20 protein-coding genes are annotated in these 22952 nt (G+C 64.7%); 10 read left to right on the plus strand and 10 right to left on the minus strand.

The annotated features are described in order from the left end of the window. Positions 1 to 38 precede the first annotated feature (38 nt). On the plus strand, positions 39 to 734 hold the full coding sequence (locus tag LK533_RS07900) for a sugar transferase (protein WP_229362250.1): 696 nt from the start codon (positions 39 to 41) through the stop codon (positions 732 to 734). Here the strand turns inward: LK533_RS07900 and LK533_RS07905 are convergent. Both LK533_RS07905 and LK533_RS07910 read right to left on the minus strand, forming a co-directional pair. Then, entirely contained in the window at positions 728 to 1972 is a 1245-nt protein-coding gene (locus tag LK533_RS07905; protein ID WP_229362251.1) for a glycosyltransferase family 4 protein, read from the minus strand. The genes LK533_RS07900 and LK533_RS07905 overlap by 7 nt on opposite strands. Continuing rightward, positions 1969 to 3174 (minus strand): glycosyltransferase family 4 protein, encoded by a 1206-nt coding sequence (locus LK533_RS07910; protein ID WP_229362252.1) that lies wholly within the window; start codon positions 3172 to 3174, stop codon positions 1969 to 1971. The genes LK533_RS07905 and LK533_RS07910 overlap by 4 nt, the downstream gene beginning before the upstream one ends. Before the next feature lie 164 nt (positions 3175 to 3338). Between LK533_RS07910 and LK533_RS07915 the strand changes: the two genes are divergently transcribed. After that, on the plus strand, positions 3339 to 4550 hold the full coding sequence (locus LK533_RS07915; protein WP_229362253.1) for an acyltransferase family protein: 1212 nt from the start codon (positions 3339 to 3341) through the stop codon (positions 4548 to 4550). A gap of 101 nt (positions 4551 to 4651) precedes the next feature. Continuing rightward, positions 4652 to 5440 (plus strand): ferritin-like domain-containing protein, encoded by a 789-nt coding sequence (locus LK533_RS07920; protein WP_324255276.1) that lies wholly within the window; start codon positions 4652 to 4654, stop codon positions 5438 to 5440. Positions 5441 to 5447: 7 nt separating this feature from the next. Here the strand turns inward: LK533_RS07920 and LK533_RS07925 are convergent, their stop codons facing one another. Continuing rightward, positions 5448 to 6959, minus strand: coding sequence for a DUF6418 domain-containing protein (locus LK533_RS07925; protein WP_229362255.1), 1512 nt, complete (start codon positions 6957 to 6959; stop codon positions 5448 to 5450). 120 nt (positions 6960 to 7079) lie between these two features. Between LK533_RS07925 and LK533_RS07930 the strand changes: the two genes are divergently transcribed. Further along, positions 7080 to 8519 carry an oligosaccharide flippase family protein gene (locus LK533_RS07930; protein WP_229362256.1) on the plus strand — a complete coding sequence of 480 codons (1440 nt, stop codon included), beginning with the start codon at positions 7080 to 7082 and terminating at the stop codon, positions 8517 to 8519. Here LK533_RS07930 and LK533_RS07935 read toward each other — a convergent pair. Together LK533_RS07935 and LK533_RS07940 are read right to left on the minus strand one after the other, a co-directional pair. After that, positions 8506 to 9207: a hypothetical protein gene (locus LK533_RS07935; RefSeq protein WP_229362257.1), complete on the minus strand. Its 702-nt coding sequence runs from the start codon at positions 9205 to 9207 to the stop codon at positions 8506 to 8508. The genes LK533_RS07930 and LK533_RS07935 overlap by 14 nt on opposite strands. Continuing rightward, the gene (locus LK533_RS07940) at positions 9204 to 10535 is read right to left on the minus strand and encodes an acyltransferase family protein (protein ID WP_229362258.1); all 1332 of its coding nucleotides are present in this window, start codon (positions 10533 to 10535) and stop codon (positions 9204 to 9206) included. Before LK533_RS07940 ends, LK533_RS07935 begins: the two co-directional genes overlap by 4 nt. On the opposite strand from LK533_RS07940, the gene LK533_RS07945 reads away from it, so the two are divergent. Then, complete coding sequence (locus LK533_RS07945) at positions 10521 to 11663, plus strand: glycosyltransferase (protein ID WP_229362259.1); 1143 nt, start codon at positions 10521 to 10523, stop codon at positions 11661 to 11663. The genes LK533_RS07940 and LK533_RS07945 overlap by 15 nt on opposite strands. Beyond that, complete coding sequence (locus tag LK533_RS17940) at positions 11656 to 12930, plus strand: glycosyltransferase family 4 protein (RefSeq protein WP_229362260.1); 1275 nt, start codon at positions 11656 to 11658, stop codon at positions 12928 to 12930. The genes LK533_RS07945 and LK533_RS17940 overlap by 8 nt, the downstream gene beginning before the upstream one ends. On the opposite strand, the gene LK533_RS07955 is transcribed toward LK533_RS17940, so the two are convergent. Next, positions 12887 to 14029 carry a glycosyltransferase family 4 protein gene (locus LK533_RS07955; protein WP_229362261.1) on the minus strand — a complete coding sequence of 381 codons (1143 nt, stop codon included), beginning with the start codon at positions 14027 to 14029 and terminating at the stop codon, positions 12887 to 12889. The genes LK533_RS17940 and LK533_RS07955 overlap by 44 nt on opposite strands. Positions 14030 to 14207: 178 nt before the next feature. Between LK533_RS07955 and LK533_RS07960 the strand changes: the two genes are divergently transcribed. From LK533_RS07960 to LK533_RS07975, 4 genes are all read left to right on the plus strand, one after another. Next, complete coding sequence (locus LK533_RS07960; protein ID WP_229362262.1) at positions 14208 to 14624, plus strand: helix-turn-helix domain-containing protein; 417 nt, start codon at positions 14208 to 14210, stop codon at positions 14622 to 14624. Between the two features lie 203 nt (positions 14625 to 14827). After that, positions 14828 to 17317, plus strand: coding sequence for an amino acid adenylation domain-containing protein (locus LK533_RS07965; protein WP_229362263.1), 2490 nt, complete (start codon positions 14828 to 14830; stop codon positions 17315 to 17317). Between the two features lie 428 nt (positions 17318 to 17745). Then, entirely contained in the window at positions 17746 to 18912 is a 1167-nt protein-coding gene (locus LK533_RS07970; RefSeq protein WP_229362264.1) for a tyrosine-type recombinase/integrase, read from the plus strand. Between the two features lie 179 nt (positions 18913 to 19091). Further along, a complete protein-coding gene (locus LK533_RS07975) occupies positions 19092 to 20051 on the plus strand; it encodes a retroviral-like aspartic protease family protein (protein WP_229362265.1) in 960 nt (319 codons plus the stop codon). A gap of 126 nt (positions 20052 to 20177) precedes the next feature. On the opposite strand, the gene LK533_RS07980 is transcribed toward LK533_RS07975, so the two are convergent. The 4 genes from LK533_RS07980 to LK533_RS08000 form a co-directional block, all read right to left on the minus strand. Continuing rightward, positions 20178 to 20375 (minus strand): hypothetical protein, encoded by a 198-nt coding sequence (locus tag LK533_RS07980; RefSeq protein ID WP_229362266.1) that lies wholly within the window; start codon positions 20373 to 20375, stop codon positions 20178 to 20180. 526 nt (positions 20376 to 20901) lie between these two features. Continuing rightward, positions 20902 to 21750 carry a YsnF/AvaK domain-containing protein gene (locus LK533_RS07990; RefSeq protein WP_229362267.1) on the minus strand — a complete coding sequence of 283 codons (849 nt, stop codon included), beginning with the start codon at positions 21748 to 21750 and terminating at the stop codon, positions 20902 to 20904. A gap of 30 nt (positions 21751 to 21780) precedes the next feature. Continuing rightward, on the minus strand, positions 21781 to 22428 hold the full coding sequence (locus LK533_RS07995) for an OmpA family protein (RefSeq protein WP_229362268.1): 648 nt from the start codon (positions 22426 to 22428) through the stop codon (positions 21781 to 21783). Next, positions 22428 to 22814 (minus strand): YsnF/AvaK domain-containing protein, encoded by a 387-nt coding sequence (locus LK533_RS08000; protein ID WP_229362269.1) that lies wholly within the window; start codon positions 22812 to 22814, stop codon positions 22428 to 22430. Before LK533_RS08000 ends, LK533_RS07995 begins: the two co-directional genes overlap by 1 nt. Positions 22815 to 22952 lie beyond the last annotated feature (138 nt).

The raw sequence follows: 22952 nt of genomic DNA on the forward strand, positions 1-22952 counted from the left end.
GGCCGCCCCTTAACTGCGCCACTCGGAGGTGCAGTTTCATGTTGTTATCGCCCGGTTTCATCCGCGATCGTGCCAAGCCGCCGGCCTCCCGCGAGCAGTCGTTGCTGCCGCCCAGCGACGTCGCCAACGCTGCCTTGCTCCGCATGCTCGACGTGATGCTGGCGGCAATGCTCCTGGTTCTGCTTTCCCCGGTTCTGGCGCTGCTGATGGGAGCGGTGATGGCGCAGGACGGTGCGTCGCCGCTCTTCGCGCATCGCCGCTATGGCCGAGGCGGGCGGACGTTCCTGTGCTACAAGATCCGGTCGATGGCGGCGGATGCCGACGCGCGGCTGGCGCGGCTGTTGCGGTCGAACCCGGCGGCACAGGCGGAATGGGCGCGCGATCACAAGCTGCGGGACGATCCGCGCGTGACGCGACTGGGCAACTTCCTCCGAAGAGCCAGCCTCGACGAACTGCCGCAGCTCATCAACGTCCTGCGCGGCGAGATGAGCTTCGTCGGCCCGCGGCCCATCGTCGCTGCCGAAGTGCGGCGCTACGGCCGCTATTTCCGAGGCTACTGCTCGGTTCGCCCGGGCATCACCGGCATCTGGCAGATCAGCGGACGGAACGACATCGGCTATCGCCGGCGCGTTGCGATGGACTGCCTGCTGGCAAGGCGGTTGACGCTGCGCATCTATGCCGAGGTGCTGGTGCGAACGGCACTGAGTGTCGCCACGCGGCGCGGCGCCTATTGACCGGCAAGCGCGGCGGATCGCGTCCGGGCCGTCGCGCTCTGGGGTCCGAGTACCGTCGCATAGATTTCGGCAAAGCCTTGGGCGACCGCCTCCGGCGTGGTCCGGGCCATCACCCGTGCGCGACCCGCCGGCGGGCCAGGTCGCTCACCCGCCATCAGGCGCTGCAGCCGTTTGGCGAGCCCCGGAACGTCGCCCGGTTCGACCAGCCAGTCGGAGTCCTGGATGATTTCGGCGATACCGCCGCTGCGCGAGCCGATGACCGGCACGCCTGCCTGATAGGCCTCAAGAACCGTCCGCCCCAGCGGCTCGGCCCAGAGGGAAGGGGCGACCAGAACGTCGATCTGGTCGAACAGCTGTTTGGGGGCCTGGAAGCCGATGAACTCGACCGGAAGCTTTTCCGCCAGCCGCTGAAAGGGGGCGAGATCGCCTGGTGCCGTTCCCGCGATCAGCAGCCGCCAGCCGGACGCGGGCAGGTGCCGGACCGCCCTGAGCAGCACGTCGACGCCCTTTTCCGGGCTGATCCGCCCCAGGTAGCCGAGGGTGAGCGGACCCGTTCGCGGCGGGCGCACATAGGTGTCGTCGACTCCCTCCACCCGAGCGGTGTTCCAGATTACCCGACGTTGCGTTTCGGGCACGTGATCGAAGAAGCCGAATTGCAAATGGCGGGCGAGCACTTCGCTTCCCACCGCGGTCACGCCGGATACCAGTCGCTGGTCGAACTGCTTGGCAAAGGTCAGTACCTGGCATTTCAAATGGCGATGCTGGCAAGGGCCAGTCTCCCGAAACATGGAGCTTGCCGCGCAGAGCAGGTCGAAGTCGCGCAACGTGTGGACGATCGGCACGCCCCGGCGCTTTGCCGCGTGCCAGACGCGCGTCGATATATCGACAAGCGAATGGGTGTTGACGATGTCGGGCCGGAATTGGTCGATGACTGCGCCAAAGCGGCGCTCGATGCCGAAATTCGCCTGCTGCTTGAACTTGGCCCATTCGCGCGCGCGCTGGCCATGATTGGGCCAGTCTTCCAGCCAGAAGTTGTTGCCGTGCGGCATCCGGAACACGCGAACGCCATTGCGGACTTCCTCGTGCGCGGTGTCGGGCGACAGGCATGCGGCGGCCACGGCCCAGCCGGCGGCCGCCTGCGCCTCCGCAAGCATGCTGACCGATCGCTCCGCCCCGCCGACAATGTGCGGTGGGTAGAGGCTGCTGAGGTGCAGCACGCGGAGCGGGCGGGCGCTCATGCCGCCTCCTCCCTTGCGAGCACGCTTCCGTAGAGCGCGTCATAGCCGTCGAGCATGCGTTCGACGGAAACCGCCGTCAGCACGGGGGAGAAGGCGGAAGCTTGCGGCAGGGCCTCACGGCCTTGCGTCAGTGCGCGCTTCATCCGTGCCGCCAGCATCTCGGGGTCGCCGGCTGGGACGAGCCAGTCGTCGTCGATCGTCGCCACCAGATCTGCGATCGCGCCTATCCGCGATCCAATCACGGGGACCCCTTGCGCGAACGCCTCGATCACGGTCAGGCCAAAGGGCTCGCGCCAGATCGGGGGTACCACCAGCACGTCGATCGATCGCAGAAAGGCCTGGGGCTCGGTGAAGCCGAGAAAATCGATGGGTAGCCCTGCGGCCTTCTCGCGATAGGCGGAGTCACCCTCCTGCGCACGGCCGGCTACCTTCAGCCGCCAGCCGTCGGGCGGCAGTGCACGGCAAGCGGAGATCAGCGTGTCGATGCCCTTTTCCGGAACCAGCCGCCCAAGAAAGCCGAACACGAACGGCCCGTGGTTCGTCAGTCGCTCCCGCGGGCCTGTTCCGGCAGCGGGCACTGCGTTCCAGATCACCCGCGCACGCTCCGACGTGAGGCCGTGAAAGAGGCCGAAGCGATGATGGGTGTCGAGAACAGGTCTCGAGACCGCCGCCACTGCGTCGATGCGGCGAGCAAAGCGCGCCTTCCACTGTGCGGTCACCCGGCACGACGCGTGCAGCCCCTCGCAGTTCTTCCCGTCCCGAAACAGGGAAGCGCGTGAACACAACAGGTCGTAGTCATGCAGCGTATGAACCGACTTGGCCCCGCTGTCGGCGATCCGATCCCAGACCATCGGCGGCAGCTCGACCATTGAATGGGTGTGGACGATGTCGGGCCGGAACGCGGCTATCGCCCGGCTGAAGTCACTCGCGGCGCGGTAGTTCACAAGCTGCCCGATCTTGTTTGCGGTGCGCAGCAGCCGGGGCTGACGAAACACGTCGTCGATCCACAGCAGGTTGCGGGTTGCTTGCGGGAGTATCGTCACGCCATGTCGGGATCGCGCGGGCTCCGCCGCGCGGGCGAGATAGGCGGCACCCACCTGATGTCCGCGCCGCGCCTGGGCCTCGGCCAGCATCTCGACCACGATTTCTGCGCCGCCGGTAACGTCGGGCGGATAGACCGAACTCACGTGAAGAATGCGCAAGGCAAGCGCCTCCTGACACCGCAGAAGAAGGGGTATGCGGCTGCCCCTTGGGCGCACCGGCGAACGCTCGGTTCCTGGCGCGCTTGCGTACCCTACGGGTCTCGACGTGATCCGAATGCGTCATTTGATGGGAGCGCGAAGAAGTCGGGGGGTAGGATGCACGCGTGGCATCGACCGACCCGTACATCGACCGGCTGTGGCAGCGACGCGCGGAGAGGGCCGATGTTTCCGCGGCATGCGCGCGTTCGTCTCGTCTTGGCGCATGGATCGATTTCTTTCGGCTGCGTCCGGAATCGGAACAGTTCCTGCACCTGGATGCGTTGCGGTTCCTCGCGTCCGCGGGGATCGTAGCCTTTCACTACCAGCAGTGGGTGGCGTGGCGGGATCCGCCGGTGCGGCTGGAGGCGATGTTCGGTTTCGGCCAATTCGTCGACCTGTTCTTCGTCATCTCCGGCATCGTGATCCACGATCTCTACCGCGGTCGCATGGCCACGCCGCGCGATTTCGGCCGCTTCCTGCGCAAGCGGGTGGCGCGCCTGCTTCCGCTCCACTGGCTGACGCTGGGCTTTTTCTGCGCGGTCGCGCTTCTTGCGGAGAGATTTGGACGGACGGGATCGGACGCCGACTGGGCGTGTCTCGTTCCCAACGCGCTTCTGGTTCATGCCTTCGGCATCTGCCGGGACCTCAGTTTCAACACCCCGAGTTGGTCGATCAGCGCCGAGATGACGATGTACGCTGGGTTTCCGCTCGTCCTGGTGCTGCTTCGGCGGCCGCATCTGGCCTGGGGCGTGTGGTTGCTCATCCTCGCAGGGCTCACGCTGCTGACCGCCGGTGCGGAGTCTCCGTGGTATGAGCGGACGCATGATCTGGGCGTCCTGCGCGCGGTGCCGGCCTTCTTGTTCGGCGCGCTGCTGGACTGTCATCGCCCGCTGCTTGGCCGCATCGTCTGGGCGCCGACGCTGATGTGGGCGACGCTGGCGCTGTTCGTGGCGTTGAGACTTGCCGAAGCATCACCGCTGTTGCGGCTCGCCTGCGTCTATCTGGTCCCGCTGTTCGGCCTTGCGGCGGACCAGCGGCAGCACGCTGCGCGTACGGTTCGCGCGATCGCGCCGTTGGGGCAGCTCACCTACTCGCTCTACATGTTGCACATCCCGGTGGCCTGGGTCGTGTTGTCGTTTGCGGCGCCAAGGCTCCACCTGGGCGATGGAGAGGTGAACGTGGCGGTGCTGGTCACGGCTTTCGTGGTCCTGCCCATTGCCTCGATCCTGTCGCTGCGCCTGTTCGAAACGCCGATGCGCCGTTGGCTTGGCACGCCTGGGCAGGCCCGCACCGGCCCCCGTTCGACGAACCGCATTGCAAAGGACTTTGCGCCGTGAGACTTCGCTCCGTCTTTGCCCGGCGTACGGTTCTCGGACTTCTAGGCGCCTCGACCGCCGGTGCCGCTACCTGCGCGGTTCTCGGCGGCCATGACGGCAGCGTGAGCCCGGCGCCGGCGCCGCTGCCGCCGGGGGATGTTGCGCGGCTCAATTTCGTGCTGAACCTCGTCTACCTTGGCGCGCAATTCCACGGCCAGGCAGTGGCTCAAGCGCCCGCGTCTGACCTCCTGACCGGGGTTGGTCGGCTGGGTGCAGTCCGCGGCGGGCATCCGGTCGCATTCTCGGACAAGGTTCTCGACCGGTACGCCTCCGAAGCGGCTGGCGACAGCGTCGCGCAGATCGTTGCCTTGCGGCGCCGCCTGGGTAGCGCCACAGCCGCCCAGCCAACTCTGGATCTGGCGCCGGCCCTTCGTGGCCCCGCTGGGACCGATGCGAGATCGAACACCGTGCTGGATCGTTCCACGAGTGATCGCGGCTATCTGCTTGGCGCCTTTTTCATCGGCGACACATTGCCTGCCGTTACGCGTACCCTGCTGGCCGACATCGCCGATGCCGGAGCGCAAACGACGCTGGCCGGGATCCTGGCCCACGCGATCTACCATGCCGGCGTGGTCCGCACCCTTCTAGTAATGCGCGCCTCTGCAGACCCCTCGATCGGCGAGGTCGCAGGGCTCGCCGGTGCGATGCAAAGGCGGCTCGCCGGGCCTGACCCAGAGGTTGTGCCCGAGGGTGCCAGTGCGGACCTGATGGACATCGCCGGCATCCCAATCCCCTTCTTTCGCAGCGTCAATCAGGTGCTGAGGGCGCTCACCTCCTCCGCGAACGGCCCGCAAACCGGCGGCTTCTTCCCCTCTGGCATCAATGGCGTCCCGCCCGAGTTGCTGCGCTAGCCCCGCGTCAACTGGTCCTGCCGGGGGAGGGGCGCAGTCGGGCGGCACGTGCGCGGTTCTGCAGGGACAGGATTTGACCGCGGTTGAGCGCCAGCAGCACGAGCTCAAACGTTGCGAACAGGAGCAGCCGCTTGATCTGGCCAGGTGCTGCGATGCTCCAGAAGGCTGCCTGCTGGACGAAGAGATACCCCTGAAGATATGCCCAGACGGCGAAGTACAGGCTGATGTGAAATCCCGACGCGAACGCCCGACGCAGGTAGAGCGACAGCAGCGCGATCAACACGCCGGCCAGCGCCATCGTCACGGCTAGGCCGACATAGCCGAACATCACGAGCGCCATGGCTTCGGTGCCCATGGTGAACTGGACCCATCCGCCACTTCTGCGGAAACTGTCGGCCAGTCTGGACGGAGCGTAGCGCTCGATGAAGTAGAAGGTGTCGACCCCGCTTACGAACGCCGAGTGAGCGGGATTGTTGTCGTCGAGAATGGCGAGGTTGCGCTGGACCAGCCGCTCGTCCCACGCAGTAGCGCGGCGGGAATCGCGCGATGCGACGAACCACAGCTCGCCCTGCCCGGCGATCCGCTCCCCGACAGAGGCTATCGTACGGTCGATGGGCAGCCGTCCGTAGCCCGAATAGATGTAAAGCGTTGCCGCTGTCGACCCGCACAGGACCGCTGCGGCAAGCGGGAGCAGGCGCAGGATCGTGGGCCGAAGCCGCCCTATGCGCCGGAGCAGCAGCGGCATGATGAAGACCGTGACCTCGGTCAGGATCGTGAAGAACTTGTCGCCGAAGAGGAAATAGAGGCACGTCAGGCCGATCAGGGTCGTCGTCCCGAAGGCCTTGAGCATCGGAGTCTGTCGCGGCGCGAATGTGATCGAGCCGAGGATCGCCGCGATCAGGAACTTCTGGTCGAGCAGCATCAGCACAAAGGGACTGCCGAGCTCACGGCGATAGAGGAACCGGTCGACGCCCTGTAGAAGGGGAAAGCCGTCCTGCGCACCGTGGACGAACGCAACGGCGCCCCAGGCCATACAGACCAGCAACACCGGCCACGCGAGGAGCGCGACGAGGTCGTCGAGCAGCGGAGAGCGTACAAAGGCGAGGAACGGGCCCTCGAACATGCGGAACACCGCCGCATAAACGAGGAAGAAAATCGCACTCACGGCTACGAACGAAGCGCTTGCATCTCCGGCTTCGCCCACGCGATTGACCTCGGGCATATAGGCGCCGAACTCGATGCACATCAGCGACAGCAATGTCGCTCCGCGGGTGATCACCAGCGGCAGCAGCAGGATCAGCCCGGCCGCGCTCATCCGCCCGACCAGCAGCAGCAGCCAGCCGAACAGCACAAGCGAGCTCCAGCAGAAGATCGTGCTGGGCAGCGCATGCGCCGCATACCAGTTGATCGCCAGGGCCGCCGTCAGCAGCGCGATCTCGCCGACGTGGAGGGAGCTGTGCTCGCCGGGCGATGCCGGCGGCGGCAGGAGCCGGATGGACGGGCGCACGGTGATGGCCAAGGCGGTCTCGCTCCAGCTGTGTACGCGCTGGTCTAGCCGCTCGTTCCGGCAGTTTTCCCCTCATTTGATGCAAGCGCATGGAGGCCCGCATGGTCAGACGGCGGGCCCGAGAGAGGGGGAATGATCATGCTCGGCAAGAACATGCTGTCGATGTCCGCGCTGAGCCTGTACCGGAACGCGGTGCAGTTCGGCATGAACGTGGCGATTGCGGCGTTTGTCTCGCCGGGCGAGTATGGTCTTGTGGTCTTCACCACGCCCTTCGTGGTGCTGATCGCGATGCTCACCGATCTGGGGATGACCAGCGCGATCACGCGCGCGCCCACCTTGTCGCGGGGCGAGGCGGGGGCCGCCATGGCGGCAATGACGCTGGGCGGCGCGATCTGTGCGCTGTTGCTCGCGCTCGGGGCCTATCCCCTGCAGGAGGCGATCGGCATGGCCGGCTTGGCCCCGGTGATGATCGGCATGGCACTCGTGGTGGTGCTGAGCGTGGCGGCAGCGACCCCGCGGGCGTTGTTGGAGCGGCAATTGCACTATGGCCGGATCGCCGCGGTCGAGGCCGGTGCGATTGCGGTCGCGGCGGTGATCGGCCTCATCGCCGCATGGCATGGTGCCGGCGTCTGGGCGCTGGTGCTCTACAATCTCGTAAACCATGGTTTGAGAGCGGTCGTGTTCGGCTGGTCATCGCGACGTGGGCTTGCGATCAACTTCCGTTTCGAACGACTGACGGCGCTGCTGTCCTTTGGTGGCTGGGTGCTGGCGACCAACCTGCTCAACTTCCTCGCGCGCAACAGTGACAATCTGCTCATTGGCGCATGGCTTGGCGCCGCCGCGGTCGGGGCTTACGGCCTGTCCTATCAGTTCATGCTCGCACCGCTGATGGCGATCACCTGGCCGACCAGTGCCATCCTGGTTTCGACGCTGCGGAACCAGGATCCGCATGGGGCGCACGCGCAGACGATGGTGCAAAGCGTTCTAACCGCCACCGCGTTGCTGAGCGTACCCGCGATGATCTACCTGACGTTCGGGCTGCGCTTTCCGGTGGACACGCTGCTGTCCGGCCGCTGGCATCAGGTGCCAAGCATCGTCGCGTGGCTGGCGCCGGTCGGCGCATTACAATCGATCGCTTCCTATAATGGCGCGCTGCTGATGGTAGCGGGCAGGGCGCGGGCGCAGTTCGCGCTGACCGTGGTCAACACGCTCGTCCTGGTCGTGACGTTCGTCCTGGCATTGCCGTTCGGGCTTCTCGCCCTGGTGAAGGCCTATGCATTGGTCGGCGCCCTGCTAAACGTCGCCTTTCTCACCATGATCATCCGCCTGACCGGGCTCAGCCTACAGCGGCTGGCCCTGGCGGTGATGCCCGCCACTGCAGCCGCGGCGGCAGGGCTGGCGGCGGTCAGTTTCACGACCGGCTTTTCGCCGGCTACATGGCCGGCCTGGCTCGTCTGCACAGGTGTGTACGGCACGCTGGTGCTCGGGACGTACGGCCTGCTGCACGTCCATGTCCGCAGCGCACTTGCCGTGCTGACGGCGCGTGCCCCGCAGCTGGCTACAGGAACGTGACAGGTTCGTACCGGCCGGTGGCGAAGAGTACCTGGGTCTTCGCAGCCTGGACGGTGCCGGCCACATAGCTTCGCCCCTGCGCCTGCAGTCGCGCGTGGATGGCGGTGATCGTGTCCTGTTCGCCAATCCGTTCGGCATCGTCGAGGATCAGGGCGAAGTCCTTGCCGAGCCGATCTCCTTCGAGCGCCGAAAGGATCCCTGCGCGGGAATGGCGGGGAACACCGCGCGGCCCGTCGCAGACGACCACGTCGAAGACGTGCTCGTGAAACGCCGCGTCCCAGTCATACGTCAGGACGGTTCGTCCGGCGATGGAGCGCTGCTGGAGCGGCGTGACCAGGATCGGGTGATCGACCTGCGCACCGATCCGTTCGCCCCAACCGGCGTCGTCCTCCAGTGTCAGCACCTCGCCTACCAGCCCGCGGCGGTGCAGCATCGACCACAGCAGCGTGCTCTCGCCTGCGCCGATATCGAGCACGGAGCGGGGCCGGAACTCCACTCCGATCCGCAGGATGAGGTAGAGCAGGCTGTAGTTGGCGGCGCCGCCGACCGGAAAGAAGCGATCCTCCTCACCCAACCGGCGAAGCTCGCGGAGGAACAGGTCGCGATAGATGGGTTCGAGCGCGGGCACCGTCGCGAGCGGGAAGGGCTGGCCGGTGACGCGATGCCATTGATGGCGCAGGCTGATCATGTGGCAGTCTCCTGAGAGGGCGGATACTCTTGGGCCGGACGCCTGTGCTTCTTGTCGAGGCGACGGGCGATCCATGCCGTCATGGGACGCTCGCCCCAGCGGAAGGAGGCCAGCGCAAGCGCGACCGCTGCGATCACCGCAGCTGCGACCAGCGCGCCCCCGGGAAACAGCGTGACCGAGGGCAGCTTTTGCGCCAGCTTTCCCAGCACGATCAGCGTGACCGGGTGCAGGAGGTAGAGCGAGTAGGAGGCGTCGCCGACGCGGGTGAGCGGCACAACCCACGGGCTGAACCGCGGCTCCGGGCCCAGCGTCGCTGCGGCAAGCAGTGCGGCGGCCGGTACGCCTGCAACGAGCACGCGCGGCCAGTCGTTGGCAACGGTCGTGCCCAGCGCGCCATTGAAGACGTTTGCGGGATCGAGCACCAGCAGCGCCGTCGCGACGCAGCCCAGCGCTATTCGCATCCGGCCGGAGAGCCGAACGCCTTCGGACAGGCCCAGCCCGACGGCCATGCCCAAGCCAAAGTCGAGCAGGATCGGGCGGGTCCAGAAATGGAGCGCTACCTGGGTTTCGGGCACCGCAGTGCCAAGCGCCACAAGCAGCAGCAACACCGCTGCGATGATCGCGACCGCCCGTCTGCGTGGAAGCGAGACTGCGAGCGTGAACAGGGCATAGAAGAACATCTCGTAATTGAGCGTCCAACCCAGGTCGAACACGGGGAATATCTGTCGATCGCCATATGTGTCGAACGGCAGGAAGGCGTAGGACGCGACGATTGCCGCCCCGGACGGAAAGCGATCTCCGCCTTTGAGCGTCGCGGCGAGCAGCAACGCGAGAAAGACCGTGGTTACCACCCAATAGAGTGGCACGATCCGGATAAGCCGTCGCTTCAAGAAATCTATCGGCGCCCTTGGCTGTCCGAATAGATGACGTGACGCATAGACCATGATGAAGCCGGAGATGACAAAGAAGAGGTCGACGCTGGCACCCCATGGAAGCATCGTCGAACGGACGAAGCTCTGTCCGGCACTCTGCTTGATCCACGCGACCGCGCTCTGGCTATGGCCGATCACCACCATCGTCGCTGCCGTGGCGCGCATCACCTGCACGGGCCACAGCACGGCGCGCCGATCAGGCGAGACCGCCGGACGTGCGGCGTGCCGGTGGTCGGAAACGGCATGATGGTTGTTCATCGATGCTGTTGAACATGACGTTGCGTTCAAAACTTCATCATTTGATGCGGCTGGGAATTTTACATTCGGGCACCCCTGCACGGACGTTGCTGTGTTCGACGACCACTTTTCTCCGGAGTGCCGATGAAGATCCTCCACGTCGCCGAAACCGCCAAGGGCGGTGTGGGTACCTATCTTGCCGAGCTGTTGCCGCTACAGGCGCAGAGCTTCGGCGCGCGGAACGTCCGGATGCTGGTGCCTGCCGCCCATGCGGGGCACGTCACCGGCGTCGACAAGCAGATGGTGCGGTGCTGGCGTCGCTCTGGTCGCTCGCCGCTGAACTTGCTTCGCCTGGCGCTTGCGATCCGTACCGAAGTCGCGCGGTTCAACCCGACCCTGGTGCATGCCCATTCCAGCTTTGCCGGCGCGGTGTTGCGGATGATGTATCCATCCGAGCGACCGTTCCGGCTGGTTTATTGCCCGCACGGCTGGGGGTTCGATCGTCCGTCGTCGCACGCGAAGAACCGCATGCTGGCGATGGTCGAGCGGGCACTGGCATCCAAGTGTGACGAGATCATCGTGATTTCCGAGCACGAGCGCTCCGAAGGTCTGCGTATCGGCATTCCCCATGCGAGCATGAGCCTGGTGCTAAACGGCATCAGTGACGGACCGCCATCGCTGCCGTCGCATTGGGAGGACGAGCGGCTCAAGGTGCTGTTCGTCGGGAGGTTGGACCGGCAGAAGGGTTTCGACACGTTGCTGGATGCCGTCGCCCCGCTGGCAGACCGCATCTGCGTCCGGGCGCTAGGGGAGGCGGTTGCCGACCCCAGGAAATCCCGCACAGGGGGAGAGGGCATCCAGCTGCTCGGCTGGCGCTCGCTCGCGGAAATCGCGGGAGAGATCGCCGCCGCGGACGTCGTGGTGGTGCCTTCGCGCTGGGAAGGATTCGGTCTGGTTGCACTGGAGGCGATGCGCGGAAGCTGCGCGGTCGTCGCCTCGGACGTGGGGGGACTTCGCGAGATCGTGGTCGACGGCGTCACCGGCCGGTTGGTCCCGCCGGATGCACCCGGCCGCTTGATGGAGGTGCTGTCTCACGGCGATCGCGCCTATTGGAAGCGGTTGGGGAAAGAGGGACGCCGCCGCTTCGTCTCGTTCTTCACCGCCGAACGGATGAACGCCGATCTGGTCCAGGTCTACCTGCACCTCGAATCCGGCATCGCCGACGTGCCGCTCGGACCGCGCCCGCTTCTGGTGCGTGAAGTGCCGCGGAGCCGCAGGCGTGCGTGAGGCGCGAGTCGTCATTCTCTCCGACTATGTCGGGGGCGGGGGTGCGGCGACGGGCGGTGCGGGCCATGCGGTGCAGGCCAGCTATCGAGCATTACGTGCAGCCGGCGTCGACGTCCGTGTGATCGCCGGCTTCGGGCCAGTTCCTCCCAAAGGGTCCGAACGCTTCATGTCGTTAGGCGGGAGCGACCTGCGCGAGAAGGGCGGAGTTGCAACGCTGGCGAGCATCTACAATCCGGGCGCTGCAGCGGCGCTGCGAACGGCGCTGGCCGGAGCGGATCGAGCACGGACGGTGGTGATCCTCCACCAATGGACCCGCTACCTGTCGCCTGCCGTCGTACGTGCACTCGCAGGCTTCCGGCTGATGGTCTACATGCACGAATACTTCTGGGCGTGCCCGAATGGCGCCTATTACGACTTCCAATTGGCAGCGCCCTGCACGCGACGGCCGATGGGGGCGGCGTGCCTCGCCGCCGACTGCGACCGGCAAGGCCGTGTTCACAAGCTGGGACGGGTCCTGCGTCAGGCCGCGCTGCTCGTCGCACGGATAGGGTCCGCGGACGACCGCTTGTGCCTGCATCTCTCCGAGCGGGCGAGGGCGACCGCAGCGCCGCTGCTACCGGGGGAGCAGCACGCCGTGCTTTACAATCCCGGGGAGGTCGGGTTGCGGCCACCACCTACGCCAGACAATCCCCGATATGACGTCGGCTATTTCGGCCGGCTCGAACCCGAGAAAGGCGTCACCCTGCTCGCGCAGGCGATCACCCGCGGCGGCCTCTCGGGGCTGCTCGTCGGGGAGGGTTCGCTTGGACGAGTAGCAGCGGGGTGGGGCGGGATCACCTATCGCGCATGGCAGCCCCGGGAGACGATGCTGGCAGCGATGCGCCGCTGCCGTGTGGTTGTGCTGCCATCGCTGTGGCACGAGACCTGGGGGCTCATCGTGCCGGAGGCGATGGCAGCAGGCGTGGCCGTGCTGGTCTCGTCTCGCGCTGGGTCGGCCGAATTGGTGGATCGCTTCGGCGGGGGGCTGGTATTCGATCCCGGTGTGCCCGGGGACCTTGAGAGGAAGCTGGACATAGTGCTCAACCCGCGGCCGGGCGAGTGCCTCGCCCCGGTTCGCGACTGGGCAGGCTTTCGCGAAGCCCTCTCCGCCCGGCGCCACGCGCAGCGTCTCATCGAACTCGCCGCGTCAACCTGGGGCCTTGATCTGGGAGGGGCGCCCGGCGTCAGCGCCGCTCGACCAGTGGCGTCAGCAGCTTCGATAGCTTGAGCCCGGCCGCCTCCCACCGGAAGGCCTCGGCGCGCTCAAGGCCAGCCGCGATCTTTGCTGCACGAAGTTCGGGGCGCTCCCCAAGCCTCCGGATCTGCTCGGCCCAATCGGCCGGATCGTCCATGCCGGCGTAACAGATTGCATCGCGACCGATTTCAGGGATCGCGCCGCCTGGAGCTGCGAGCACGGGACACCGGCATAGCATCGCCTCGACCGGCGGCAGCCCGAAGCCCTCCGTGCGCGATGGATACAGGAGACATCTCGCACCGTCGTACAAGGCCCGGAGGGCCGCGTCGCCGACACTGCCGACGAAGACGGCCTGGGGTGGCGCGACCACGCCGGCCTTCGCCAGTGCCTCGCGTGTCGGTCCGACGACCACGAGCTGCACGTCGGACAACTCGCCGCGCGCAAAGGCGGCGAACACCACCTGCAGATTCTTGTAGCGCGCGCTCGAGCCGAACACGAGGCAATAGCTGCCTCGCACCAGGGCGTGTGCATCGATCACGGACGGGTCCGCTGCAAGTTGCAAAATGTGGTCCGCTCCGTTGTGGATCACGTGCGTCCGCACCGGATCCGCGATCGCGAACGTCGCCAGGCTGTCGCGCGCGTAGTCAGAGACAGTCAGCACGACCTGGCTGCTACGCGCCCCGACCGGGACCAGCGTTCGGTAGCCGAACCGCAATTTGGCGGGGTAGGACTCGGGCGACAAGCGGAACTGCGCGTCGTGGACCATCGTCAGCTTTCGCCGGTGGAGCCGGGGGGCAAGGTTGGCGAAGCTGGCGAGCGCACCGCTTCGTGCGGCGATTGGCAAAATCGCCTGCTCCCAAAGCTGGGTATGGCCGAACCGCTGGGGAACTGCACGGATCGCTGTGAAGCGGGGGGCCCAATTGTCGCGCTCCGGCAGGAGGAGCCGCATGTCCCAATTCGCGGGCTGCCCCCCACTCGTCGCCAGCCGGTCGAGTTCCTGCAGCAGGCGATCGGCGACTCGGTGGACGCCGTTCACGGCACCGCCATAGAATTTCCCGTTCAGGAACAGGCGTCCGGCGAATGTGTCCGCCCGCGGCAGAGGTCCGGGCAAGTCACCCGAATGGATGCGCATCAGCATTCCGTCGCTTTAACCGGGGCGTTGGGCCGCTCGATCATCAAATAGCAAACAAACCGATCATGTATCTGCGATGGCGGCGCGCCCCCTTCCGATTTCGCTCGGCATTGCAGGGTGCGGAAGGAAGCGACATGCACCTCCGGGAGACCGACCCACTTCCCAGACCTGCCGGCACATGCCCGGCCCGGCAGGGCGCATCCCCGTCGAGCGGTACGACACGGTGACCAGGGAGGAGAGGAGAACCGCGGTGGAAGGCGCGCGCGAGGCGGCAATCGCGCGGGTGGTCGCCTACATCCTCGATCATCCGCAGGCCCCGCTGCTGCGGCAAGACTTGGCGGATCTGGCCGCGATGAACCTTCGCACCTTCTCGCACGTGTTCGCCTCCGTCACGGGCGCCAGTCTGGCGACCTTTGTCCGGACCGCACGTGTGGCGCACGCGCGATATCTGCTTCGTGAAACCGACCTCACGATTGCCGAGGTGATGCGCTGCAGCGGCTTCTCCAGCACCGAACTCGGCCGCAGGGCCTTTCTCAGCATCACGCAGGTATCGCCGGTGCAGTACAGAAGCGAGTTGAGAGCGCGCCCCGACTAATCGTGAGCGGTGGCGACACTTCGAACAATTGCGAGCTGTCGGCACACCCCCGACGGCCGACCATCTCGCCGTCGATATAGCTGATCGGAACAACTCATTTGTTAAGTTCCACCCCGCCAAAAGCGCGACAACGCGGATAGGCCGGTCAAGAGGTGCGAAATAGCGCACTCGTTCGGCGGGGGGGAACGATGCCGCAGGACCAAATGAGCACCGTCACGATCGAGGTCGAGCAGGATATTTCCCATTCGACCATGATACGGATCGAACAAGCGGTTCTGAGCCAGTGCAAGCGATCCCCGACGCATCCCGCAATCTGTATCGAAGATGACGTCTGGACGTACGCACAGCTGGAAGGATACATCAACCGCATCTCCGCTGCGATACGGACGCGCACGGATCACCCCGATCCCCTTATCGGTGTTTGCCTCCCTCGATCCAACGAGATGATCGGTTGCCTGCTCGGCGTGATGGCGGCCGGGGGGGCGTACCTCCCGCTGGATCCGGATCTGCCTCCGGCAAGACTTGCGTTGATCTTGGAGGATGCTGCGCCAACGTTGATCCTGGGAACCGCAGAATCGTTGCTCGCACTGCCGTATAGTGGGGCCGCGCCCCTGCTGCTGGATGACGTGCCGTCGATCTATGCTGCGCCCCAGGCGGACGTTTCCAGGAACCGCAGCGACCAGGATCTCGCCTACGTCATCTACACGTCCGGTTCGACGGGCAAGCCCAAGGGTGTGGAGGTCGAGCATCGCTCGGTGGTGGCGCTGGTGCACGCCATGGCATCCTCTCCAGGCTTCACTGCAGACGACACCATGCTGGCCGTGACGCGCGTCACATTCGATATGTCGGTGCTCGACTGGTTCCTGCCGCTCATGCTGGGTGGCAGGCTGGTCATCGTACCCTTCGACGTCGCGTCCGATCCAAGGCGCTTGGGAGCCGCCATCGCTGCATCCCGCGCAACCGTGATGCAGGCTACGCCAACGACCTGGCGTGCGCTGCTCGAAGCTGGCTGGCAAGGCAGCGCCGACCTCCGCATCTGGTGCGGTGGCGAGGCAATGACGAGAGACCTCGCCGAACGCCTGCTACCCCGCTGCGCGCAGTTGTGGAACATGTTCGGTCCGACGGAGACGACCGTCTGGTCCACGGGCCATCGCGTTGAGCAACTCGAGGCGACGATCCCGATCGGACGCGCGCTACCCGGTGAAGGTGCGCACGTCCTTGGTGTCGATCTGTTGCCCCTGAAAGCCGGGGAAATCGGAGAGCTTTATCTGTCCGGCAGCGGTCTTGCCCGGGGCTATCGCGGCAAACCGGACCTTACGTCCGAGCGGTTCGTGGAACTACAGGGTGTGGGTCGTGCCTATCGTACGGGCGATCTTGCCAGCATCGACGAGGATGGCCAGTTGCGTCACCACGGCCGTTGCGATGACCAGGTCAAGGTCCGCGGCTACCGGATCGAACTCGGCGATGTGGAAAGCGCGCTTTCCGAACACCCGGCCGTTGCGTGGTGCGCGGTGCGGTGTTGGGACGACGCGTTGGGCGAAAACGCGCTGTTCGGCTACGTGGTTCTTCGCGAAGAGAAGATCGATTTCGAACTCATGGCGTATCTGCGCGAGCAACTGCCCGCGTACATGGTGCCGCAGCAGATCTTTCGTCTCAACGCCATGCCGCTTTCCCCGAACGGCAAGATCGATCGTGGCGCGTTGCTCCACCCCAGCCTGATGACCACTGCGCCAGCGGCATTGCCCAAGGGCAATCTCGATGACCTGACGCGGACCGAACGAGCCCTGGCCGCGATCTGGAACGACCTGCTGCCGACCTTCGTCACGTCCCGGAGCGACGACTTCTTTGACATGGGCGGCTATTCGCTGATGACGGTACGCCTGCTCTGTCACATCCAGGAGCGCTTCGGAGCTGATCTGGCGCTCCCCGACCTGCTTCAGCATTCCAGCCTGAAGGCGATGGCGGCACTGATCGACAATCATGACGGCCAATCGCGCGAGGTAGAGCTCTTTTCCCTGCAACCGCAGGGGAACGGGCTGCCGCTGATCTGGCTGGATGCCGGTTTTCTGATGCGGGGCGTCCATCGCCAGGTCGATCCTCGATGCCCGATCTACGGCCTCAACATCAGCCATGCGGAGGAGCAGCGCCTGCTTGCCGCATCGTTCGACCTGACCGCACTGGCTGCCGTGATCGTCGGTCACCTCGAGCGCCTCGTCCCGACGGGGCCCATCCTGCTTGGTGGCTGGTGCAGGTGGGCCATCGTCGCATGGGAAGTTGCCCAGCAACTCCGTCACGCCGGTCGGGACATGCGCCTCCTGGTGCTGCTGGATGCCGAGCGCCCGGACCTGCGCAAGCCTCTGCCGATACGAAGCCGCCTTGCACAGCTGGTCAGGCGCAGCGCACCCGCGCCGCAGACCTCTTCGTTCGGTGACGTGGTGCTCGCACGGTCCCAGAGTTACCGACCGGCCCCCTATGACGGCGAGGTGGCATTGTTGCTCGCCGGCAGTCGTCCAGGTGGCGCCTCGCCCGATGGTGGATGGGCAGAGCTGGTGAAGGGGCCACTCACCATCTTGCAGTCTGCAGGCGATCATGAATCAATGGTGCGCTTCCCGCACTCGGAAGCGCTTGCGAACAATCTGAGCCGTGCGCTGTTACCTTGCGCGCTTGTTGAGGAGCGGCGACGGCATTGCTAGCGGTTCAGTTCCGGTATCTGGCGAACAGGATGCGGCGTGAGCCAAGTCCTAAGCCCGCAGCAATACCTTCCAGGGCGCCTTGCCATCACATGCGGGCGGAGGTTCTCGGGAAGCTCCCGCCGAATGTATGGATGTTGCTATCCGGGGTGCTTCTACGGCTCTGCCACCGAGGCCATTCTCGCGCTTCCTGTACCGGTCGCTGTACCAGCGCGCGGTAAGAAATAGCCGTGTCGCACCATCTGCACCTCTGAGTGCAGATGGTGACCCCTACGGGCACTGTTCTGAAATTCCAGTCACTATCAGAACGTCTCAACCTATTGATTGAAAGACAGATTAGGCGAAACTTGCGGATCAGCTTGTCCCACAGCTTCTCGGCAAATCTGGATCAAAGTGTGGGACGCGATGAGGGACTTCAGAACGAGGTCACAATGCCGCTTACCACCCTCAAAGTCCGCCACGCCGGGCCAGGAAGGCATGCCGATACGCACGGTCTTTACCTGCTTGTTCGTGATAGCGGAGCTCGCTCGTGGGTGCTGCGAATGCAGCATCATGGACAGCGCAGAGACTTCGGCCTGGGGCCCGCGCACGATGTGCCGCTGGCGGAAGCACGCATACTCGCTGCAAACCTGCGAAAGGCGGTGCGCTCCGGCGCCGACCCTGCTGCGGAGCGACGGGCAGGGCGCAAATTGATACCCCATTTCGAGCGTGTGACGCGCGACTGCTACGACGCAATGAAGGGCGGCTGGAAGGACCAGCGCCATGCCTCGTGGCTTGCCAGCTTCGAGCGACATGTCTTCCCGACGATCGGCTTAAAGCCAATCACCATGATCGAGAGCACCGCAGTGCTCGCCGTCCTTGAGCCGATCTGGCTGACAAAGCCGGATACCGCGAAGCGGGTGCTCCAACGGATCGGGACAGTGCTCGATTTTGCGCATATCAAGGGGCTGCTACCCGAAGAGGTATCGCTACGCTCGGTTACGCGGGGACTGCCGCGTCAGACGAAGCAGGTGACCCATCGCGCTGCCATGCCGTACGCTGGGGCACCTACATTCATGAAGACGCTGATGGCGCTCCCTCCGACCTTAGGCCGAGATGCGCTCAAGTTGACCATGCTGACCGCGGTTCGGTCGGGCGAGGCCCGCGGGGCCGCCTGGGGTGAGTTTGACCTGTGCAAAGCGGTCTGGTCGATCCCGGCGTCGCGGATGAAGATGAAGGAGGCGCACGTCGTGCCGCTTGCGCCGGCAGCGGTGACGCTCTTGCGCGCTCTCCAAATTCGCCACTTGGAGTTGCACGGCGAGGTGAGGCCTCAGAGCCTGTTGTTCAGCTCGCGAGGCGACAAACCGATCAGCGACATGACGATGCTCAAGGTCCTACGCGACATGAAGATCCCCAACGCCACAGTCCACGGATTCCGCAGCACCTTCACCGATTGGGCGGCTGAAAGCACGAAGGTGCCAAAGGAAGTGGTCGAGAAGGCGCTGGCGCATCAGATCGCCAGCGCGGTGGAGGCCGCATACCGGCGAACCGATTTCTTCGAAAAACGGCGTGCGCTCATGATTGCATGGGCACGTTTTCTCACGAGGTTGGAAGCTTGATCACGGCAGAAGCTGGGCCGTTTCCTGCCGTGGCATGGTCGCGAATGTGCTGACTTCCCACCATCGCATATGTCGTCGCTTCTGCGACAAGGTGATAGCCGGAAGTGGGTGGAAAGGCGACGCTCTGCTTTCTGGCGCGGGTATTGATATGGCGGACGAACCGCTTGATAACTCTTGGTATGCTTTTGGCTGAGCCGTGCAGTTTGCACTTCCGCGCCTTTCTGCTCCTGCTTCTGCTCGCAGGCGGGCTGGCAAGCGCACAGCAGTCATCGGCCCCTCCGGTCCCGGATGTCCCGTCCGCAGAAACCGCGGACAAACGGCTCATCCTTCACCTCGTCGCAAGGAGCGACTGGGCGCAGCAAAGCATGGAGATCGTGAAGGGCCTGATCCTCTTCCAAGGTCGCCTGAACAACAGGCCGGCGACGATCCTGCTGGACAATGGAACCGAGCGCACTGTGGTCGACACGGGATTCACCCGACAGGCAGGCGTTCCTATCGGCGAAGCTGCAGGGGACACCCTGACCGGTACTGGCCGGATCGCGACATTTAGGACCGGCCGTACCGTCCTCGAAGTTCCACACGCATTCACCATGTCGGGGGAGTTGGCCTCTTTCGACCTGAGTGCCATGTCGCACGCGCTCGGGAGGCAGGTAGATATCGTGCTTGGCGGCGATGCCACTAGCGTCATGGCTGTGATGCTCCAGCCTGACCGGAAGCAACTTACGTTCGTATCAAGTGGATCAATCAAGCTCGACGGCCCGGACGTGGTCCGCCTTCCTCTACTGACGGGCAATCTGATCGACGCCGCTATCAACGGCCACAAGGTCGGGCTTCTTGTCGATTTCGGCTATTCTGGCGCAGTTCGGCTCAGCGACACGGCTTGGAAGCAGGTCATGGGCGAATCAAACGTAGGGGTAGCCGGGCAAAATGGCATCACGGCTGATGGCACCGTGCTAAGATCTAGGGTGGCCCCCGGCGCCCTGAGTATCGGTCGGATCTCTTCGGAGGCTGCTCCAATCGCCAGCGGCTATGTGCCTGTAGGAGCAAGCGAAGGTTTACTCGGCACTGGCTTCTTCCTCCAGGGAACAACCGTCGTCGATGGTCCGGCGCGCCAAGTTATGCTTATCGTCCGACGCTAGGCTCAGAGGTCGCCCGACCACCGTGAGCGGCGTTTTTCCACCGGCTGCTTCCGGTGGCCGCGTCCGGCAGTGATGAACGGCCGGCATTGGGCAAAGCCGTCATACCGCCCGTCCTTGTCGGGCAGATTAAAGGCTGATTTTACGTCGGCCCATCTCAGCAAAGGCATACTGCGCAATAGGCGTCTCAGGTTTCTCAGCGAAAATATCAGCAAGATCGAGCAGGTCCTCGTTTTCGAGCCCTGTGATCGACATTTCGATCTGCGTGAGGCGTTTCATCGCGCGCGCGTTCTGCTCTGCCTCCCGTCTCATTCGTAATTTCAGCATGCGATCATCGTACCACGAATGATGCGCTCGCGGCACCTCCGCAGAGCACCACCCTTTGTGGCGCGGAAGTGCTGATTTTCGGTCGTCGCGAATGTTCCTGCTTATGCGACACTGGAGGCCTATAGGTGGCGGCTAGGCCACCGGGTAACCTGAGAGGGGCAGGCGGCAATAGGCCGTTCCAAAGCGATCGATCAGGTGCCCGAACATGATCTCGATGCGGCTGCGGCGCGGTAGTATCTGACGGGCTCGAGCCGGGATTTACGGCTTGAGATGCAGGGTTGGATGCCCTTGACCTGCAAAGGGTCCCTGAACGATTCTGCTTCGTAGCTACGATCGCCGAGGAGCTGCTGCGCCTTCGGTAGGTCGTCTAGCAGACGCCGCCCTCAGGCGCACTAGGTCGACCGCTTGTGAGCGGTGCTAATCGTCACCGCGTCATTCCTGACGACATCCGAGCCAGCCAGCGGATACGGCTCAAGACTATCATGAAAAAGGCCTGTGCCGACCAAGCCGGCACAGGCCTTAACTGTTAGAGACGCTTGTCCGTCGTTCCGAAGCTAACGTCGCGGGTTGTGTCCACGTCGCTGTCCCGGTCGATCTCGACGTCCGTCCGTCGCACCGTGTCATCGATACTCTCGACGTGCTCCTCAGCCGTCTTGGAGACGACGACCTCCTCCACGACCCGCGCGTTCTTACCGACGACCGCTTCCTCGCCGGTCGCGGTCATGTCGATGGAGCGTTCGCGGAATGCATCGCCCTCAGCTGCAGAGAGTGGCAGGTCGACGGAGCGGCGCTCGACGTTGACCCGCTCGTTACGCAGGCGTATCTGCTCATGCACTGGCGTCTCAGAGACGTAGGAACGGACGCGGACACCGCCACGGCTGACGTCGCGCTTACCAACGACCAGGTTCTCCTCGACGATCGGGATCACCTCTTCGCGTTCGCCACGAAGCGTGTCACGGCCGGTATTGAGCGCCGATGGGCCGCCTACTGCGCCCGCAGCGCCCGTGCCGGCATAGTCCCAGCCAGACGACCGCCACTGGTTCGAACGATCCTCGATGTCGACCGTGTTCGCTTCTTCAAGGACGCGGACCGCTTCGTCGATGCAATCGTCATCGACGTCGGCCGTCAGCAGGGTTCCGCCACGGCGCACGCCTTCCTCATAGGTGTGACGATCCTCGTCGGGCGCAAAGGCGTTCTTGACGGAATCCCAGAAGCCACGGTCCTCGTGATTTGAGTAGCCGCTCTCGCGGTAGCCCATGCTCGACTTGTCGTGGAGGTGAACGTGATCCGCATCGACACGCGCGCCCTTCAGCCGCTCCTTGGCCGCTTCCGCGTCACTGCGGCTGTCGAACAATGCTGTGATGGTAGTCGCCATGGTTCTTCTCCTGCAATTTTTCTCTAAGGGTTATCGCGCCGTCACCACGAGTTCGGTGCGGCGGTTCTCGAAGCGACCACTGGCGGTCGCGTTGGTATCGACCGGATCGCTCTCGCCGCCCGAGGCGGTTTCGATACGGTCCGCATCAATGCCTTTGCCGACCAGTGCTGTCTTGATGCTATCAGCGCGTGCTTCACCGAGTTCCATATTGGTGGGCTCGGTGCCGCGCGCGTCGGCATAGCCGGCGATCCGAATGCGGGCGCTGGGGTACTGCTTCAGCGTCGCTGCGACCTGATCGATCTCAGCTGCGTCGGCCGGACGCACGACACTCTTACCGGTATCGAAGTTCAGCTTCTCGAACTGGAACGTGCGCGGCGTCGGCTCGCTTCCGCCAAGGAAGGCTCCCAGACCCGATGTACCGGCTGCCGAGGCGTCGGCATTCGGAGTCGTCGCGACAACAGTACCGGCTTCAGCACTGTCCGTGCTTGCAGCCCCGCTTGGCGAAGCGGTCGGCGCTACCACAGCATCGTCGTCTCGATTGCAACGGCTGAGCGCGAGCAGCAGCGCCAGAATGCCGAGCGCCAGCAGCAGCCACGGCAGCCAGCTGAAGCCCTTTTTCTTTTCGATGTGGATATGGCTGGGTGCGCCATCGCGATGTTCGCCGTTCGGTTCAGGCATCAATGTTCCTCCTGTTGATCGAGTTCTGTCCGCTCGATTTCCACTCGCGTCCGGCGCAGCGTTGTCGGCACCTCAACAGGGTCGATCGCGACCGTCCGCCGTAGATGTAGTTCTTCGACCAGGAAGAGGCGCTTTTCGACGATGAGCCGTTCCTCCAGAACCGGCACGATCGTAACATCGCCTTCGGTGCGGATCGCGGGTGCTTCGGCTACTTCGCGGCCCACAGGTACACGTGTGACATCCACATGCTCATGGCGAAGTTCATCTTGAATAAGAACCTGTTCCTCATCCGTCGTCGTCCGCACGCTGACACGTTCGGTTTCGACCGAGCGCTTGAAGACCTGCGCTTCTTCCTCGACTATAGGGATGTGCAGGTCGTCGGACATGGCAAGCCTCTGCGGTTCGCTCGCCTCAACACCTCAGCCCGGGTAAGTGTCCCGTGATGGCCGTTTCCGTTGCTCAACTGCGAGCATCTCTGGCAAAAGCAAGGTGAGCCGTTTCACCGTCGCATCGAATATGCCGAC

This window comes from Sphingomonas sp. PL-96 (assembly GCF_020707215.1).
GTDB lineage: Bacteria > Pseudomonadota > Alphaproteobacteria > Sphingomonadales > Sphingomonadaceae > Sphingomonas.

Bases quoted from the DNA above. Each gene is read 5' to 3' on its own strand.
- LK533_RS07990 (WP_229362267.1), bottom strand. From the start codon at position 21,750: ATGGCGACTACCATCACAGCATTGTTCGACAGCCGCAGTGACGCGGAA.
- LK533_RS07955 (WP_229362261.1), bottom strand. From the start codon at position 14,029: ATGCGCATCCATTCGGGTGACTTGCCCGGACCTCTGCCGCGGGCGGAC.
- LK533_RS07905 (WP_229362251.1), bottom strand. From the start codon at position 1,972: ATGAGCGCCCGCCCGCTCCGCGTGCTGCACCTCAGCAGCCTCTACCCA.
- LK533_RS08000 (WP_229362269.1), bottom strand. From the start codon at position 22,814: ATGTCCGACGACCTGCACATCCCTATAGTCGAGGAAGAAGCGCAGGTC.
- LK533_RS07945 (WP_229362259.1), top strand. From the start codon at position 10,521: ATGAAGATCCTCCACGTCGCCGAAACCGCCAAGGGCGGTGTGGGTACC.
- LK533_RS07935 (WP_229362257.1), bottom strand. From the start codon at position 9,207: ATGATCAGCCTGCGCCATCAATGGCATCGCGTCACCGGCCAGCCCTTC.
- LK533_RS07975 (WP_229362265.1), top strand. From the start codon at position 19,092: ATGCTTTTGGCTGAGCCGTGCAGTTTGCACTTCCGCGCCTTTCTGCTC.
- LK533_RS07980 (WP_229362266.1), bottom strand. From the start codon at position 20,375: ATGCTGAAATTACGAATGAGACGGGAGGCAGAGCAGAACGCGCGCGCG.
- LK533_RS07960 (WP_229362262.1), top strand. From the start codon at position 14,208: ATGCCCGGCCCGGCAGGGCGCATCCCCGTCGAGCGGTACGACACGGTG.
- LK533_RS07995 (WP_229362268.1), bottom strand. From the start codon at position 22,428: ATGCCTGAACCGAACGGCGAACATCGCGATGGCGCACCCAGCCATATC.
- LK533_RS07965 (WP_229362263.1), top strand. From the start codon at position 14,828: ATGAGCACCGTCACGATCGAGGTCGAGCAGGATATTTCCCATTCGACC.
- LK533_RS07930 (WP_229362256.1), top strand. From the start codon at position 7,080: ATGATCATGCTCGGCAAGAACATGCTGTCGATGTCCGCGCTGAGCCTG.
- LK533_RS07900 (WP_229362250.1), top strand. From the start codon at position 39: ATGTTGTTATCGCCCGGTTTCATCCGCGATCGTGCCAAGCCGCCGGCC.
- LK533_RS07970 (WP_229362264.1), top strand. From the start codon at position 17,746: ATGCCGCTTACCACCCTCAAAGTCCGCCACGCCGGGCCAGGAAGGCAT.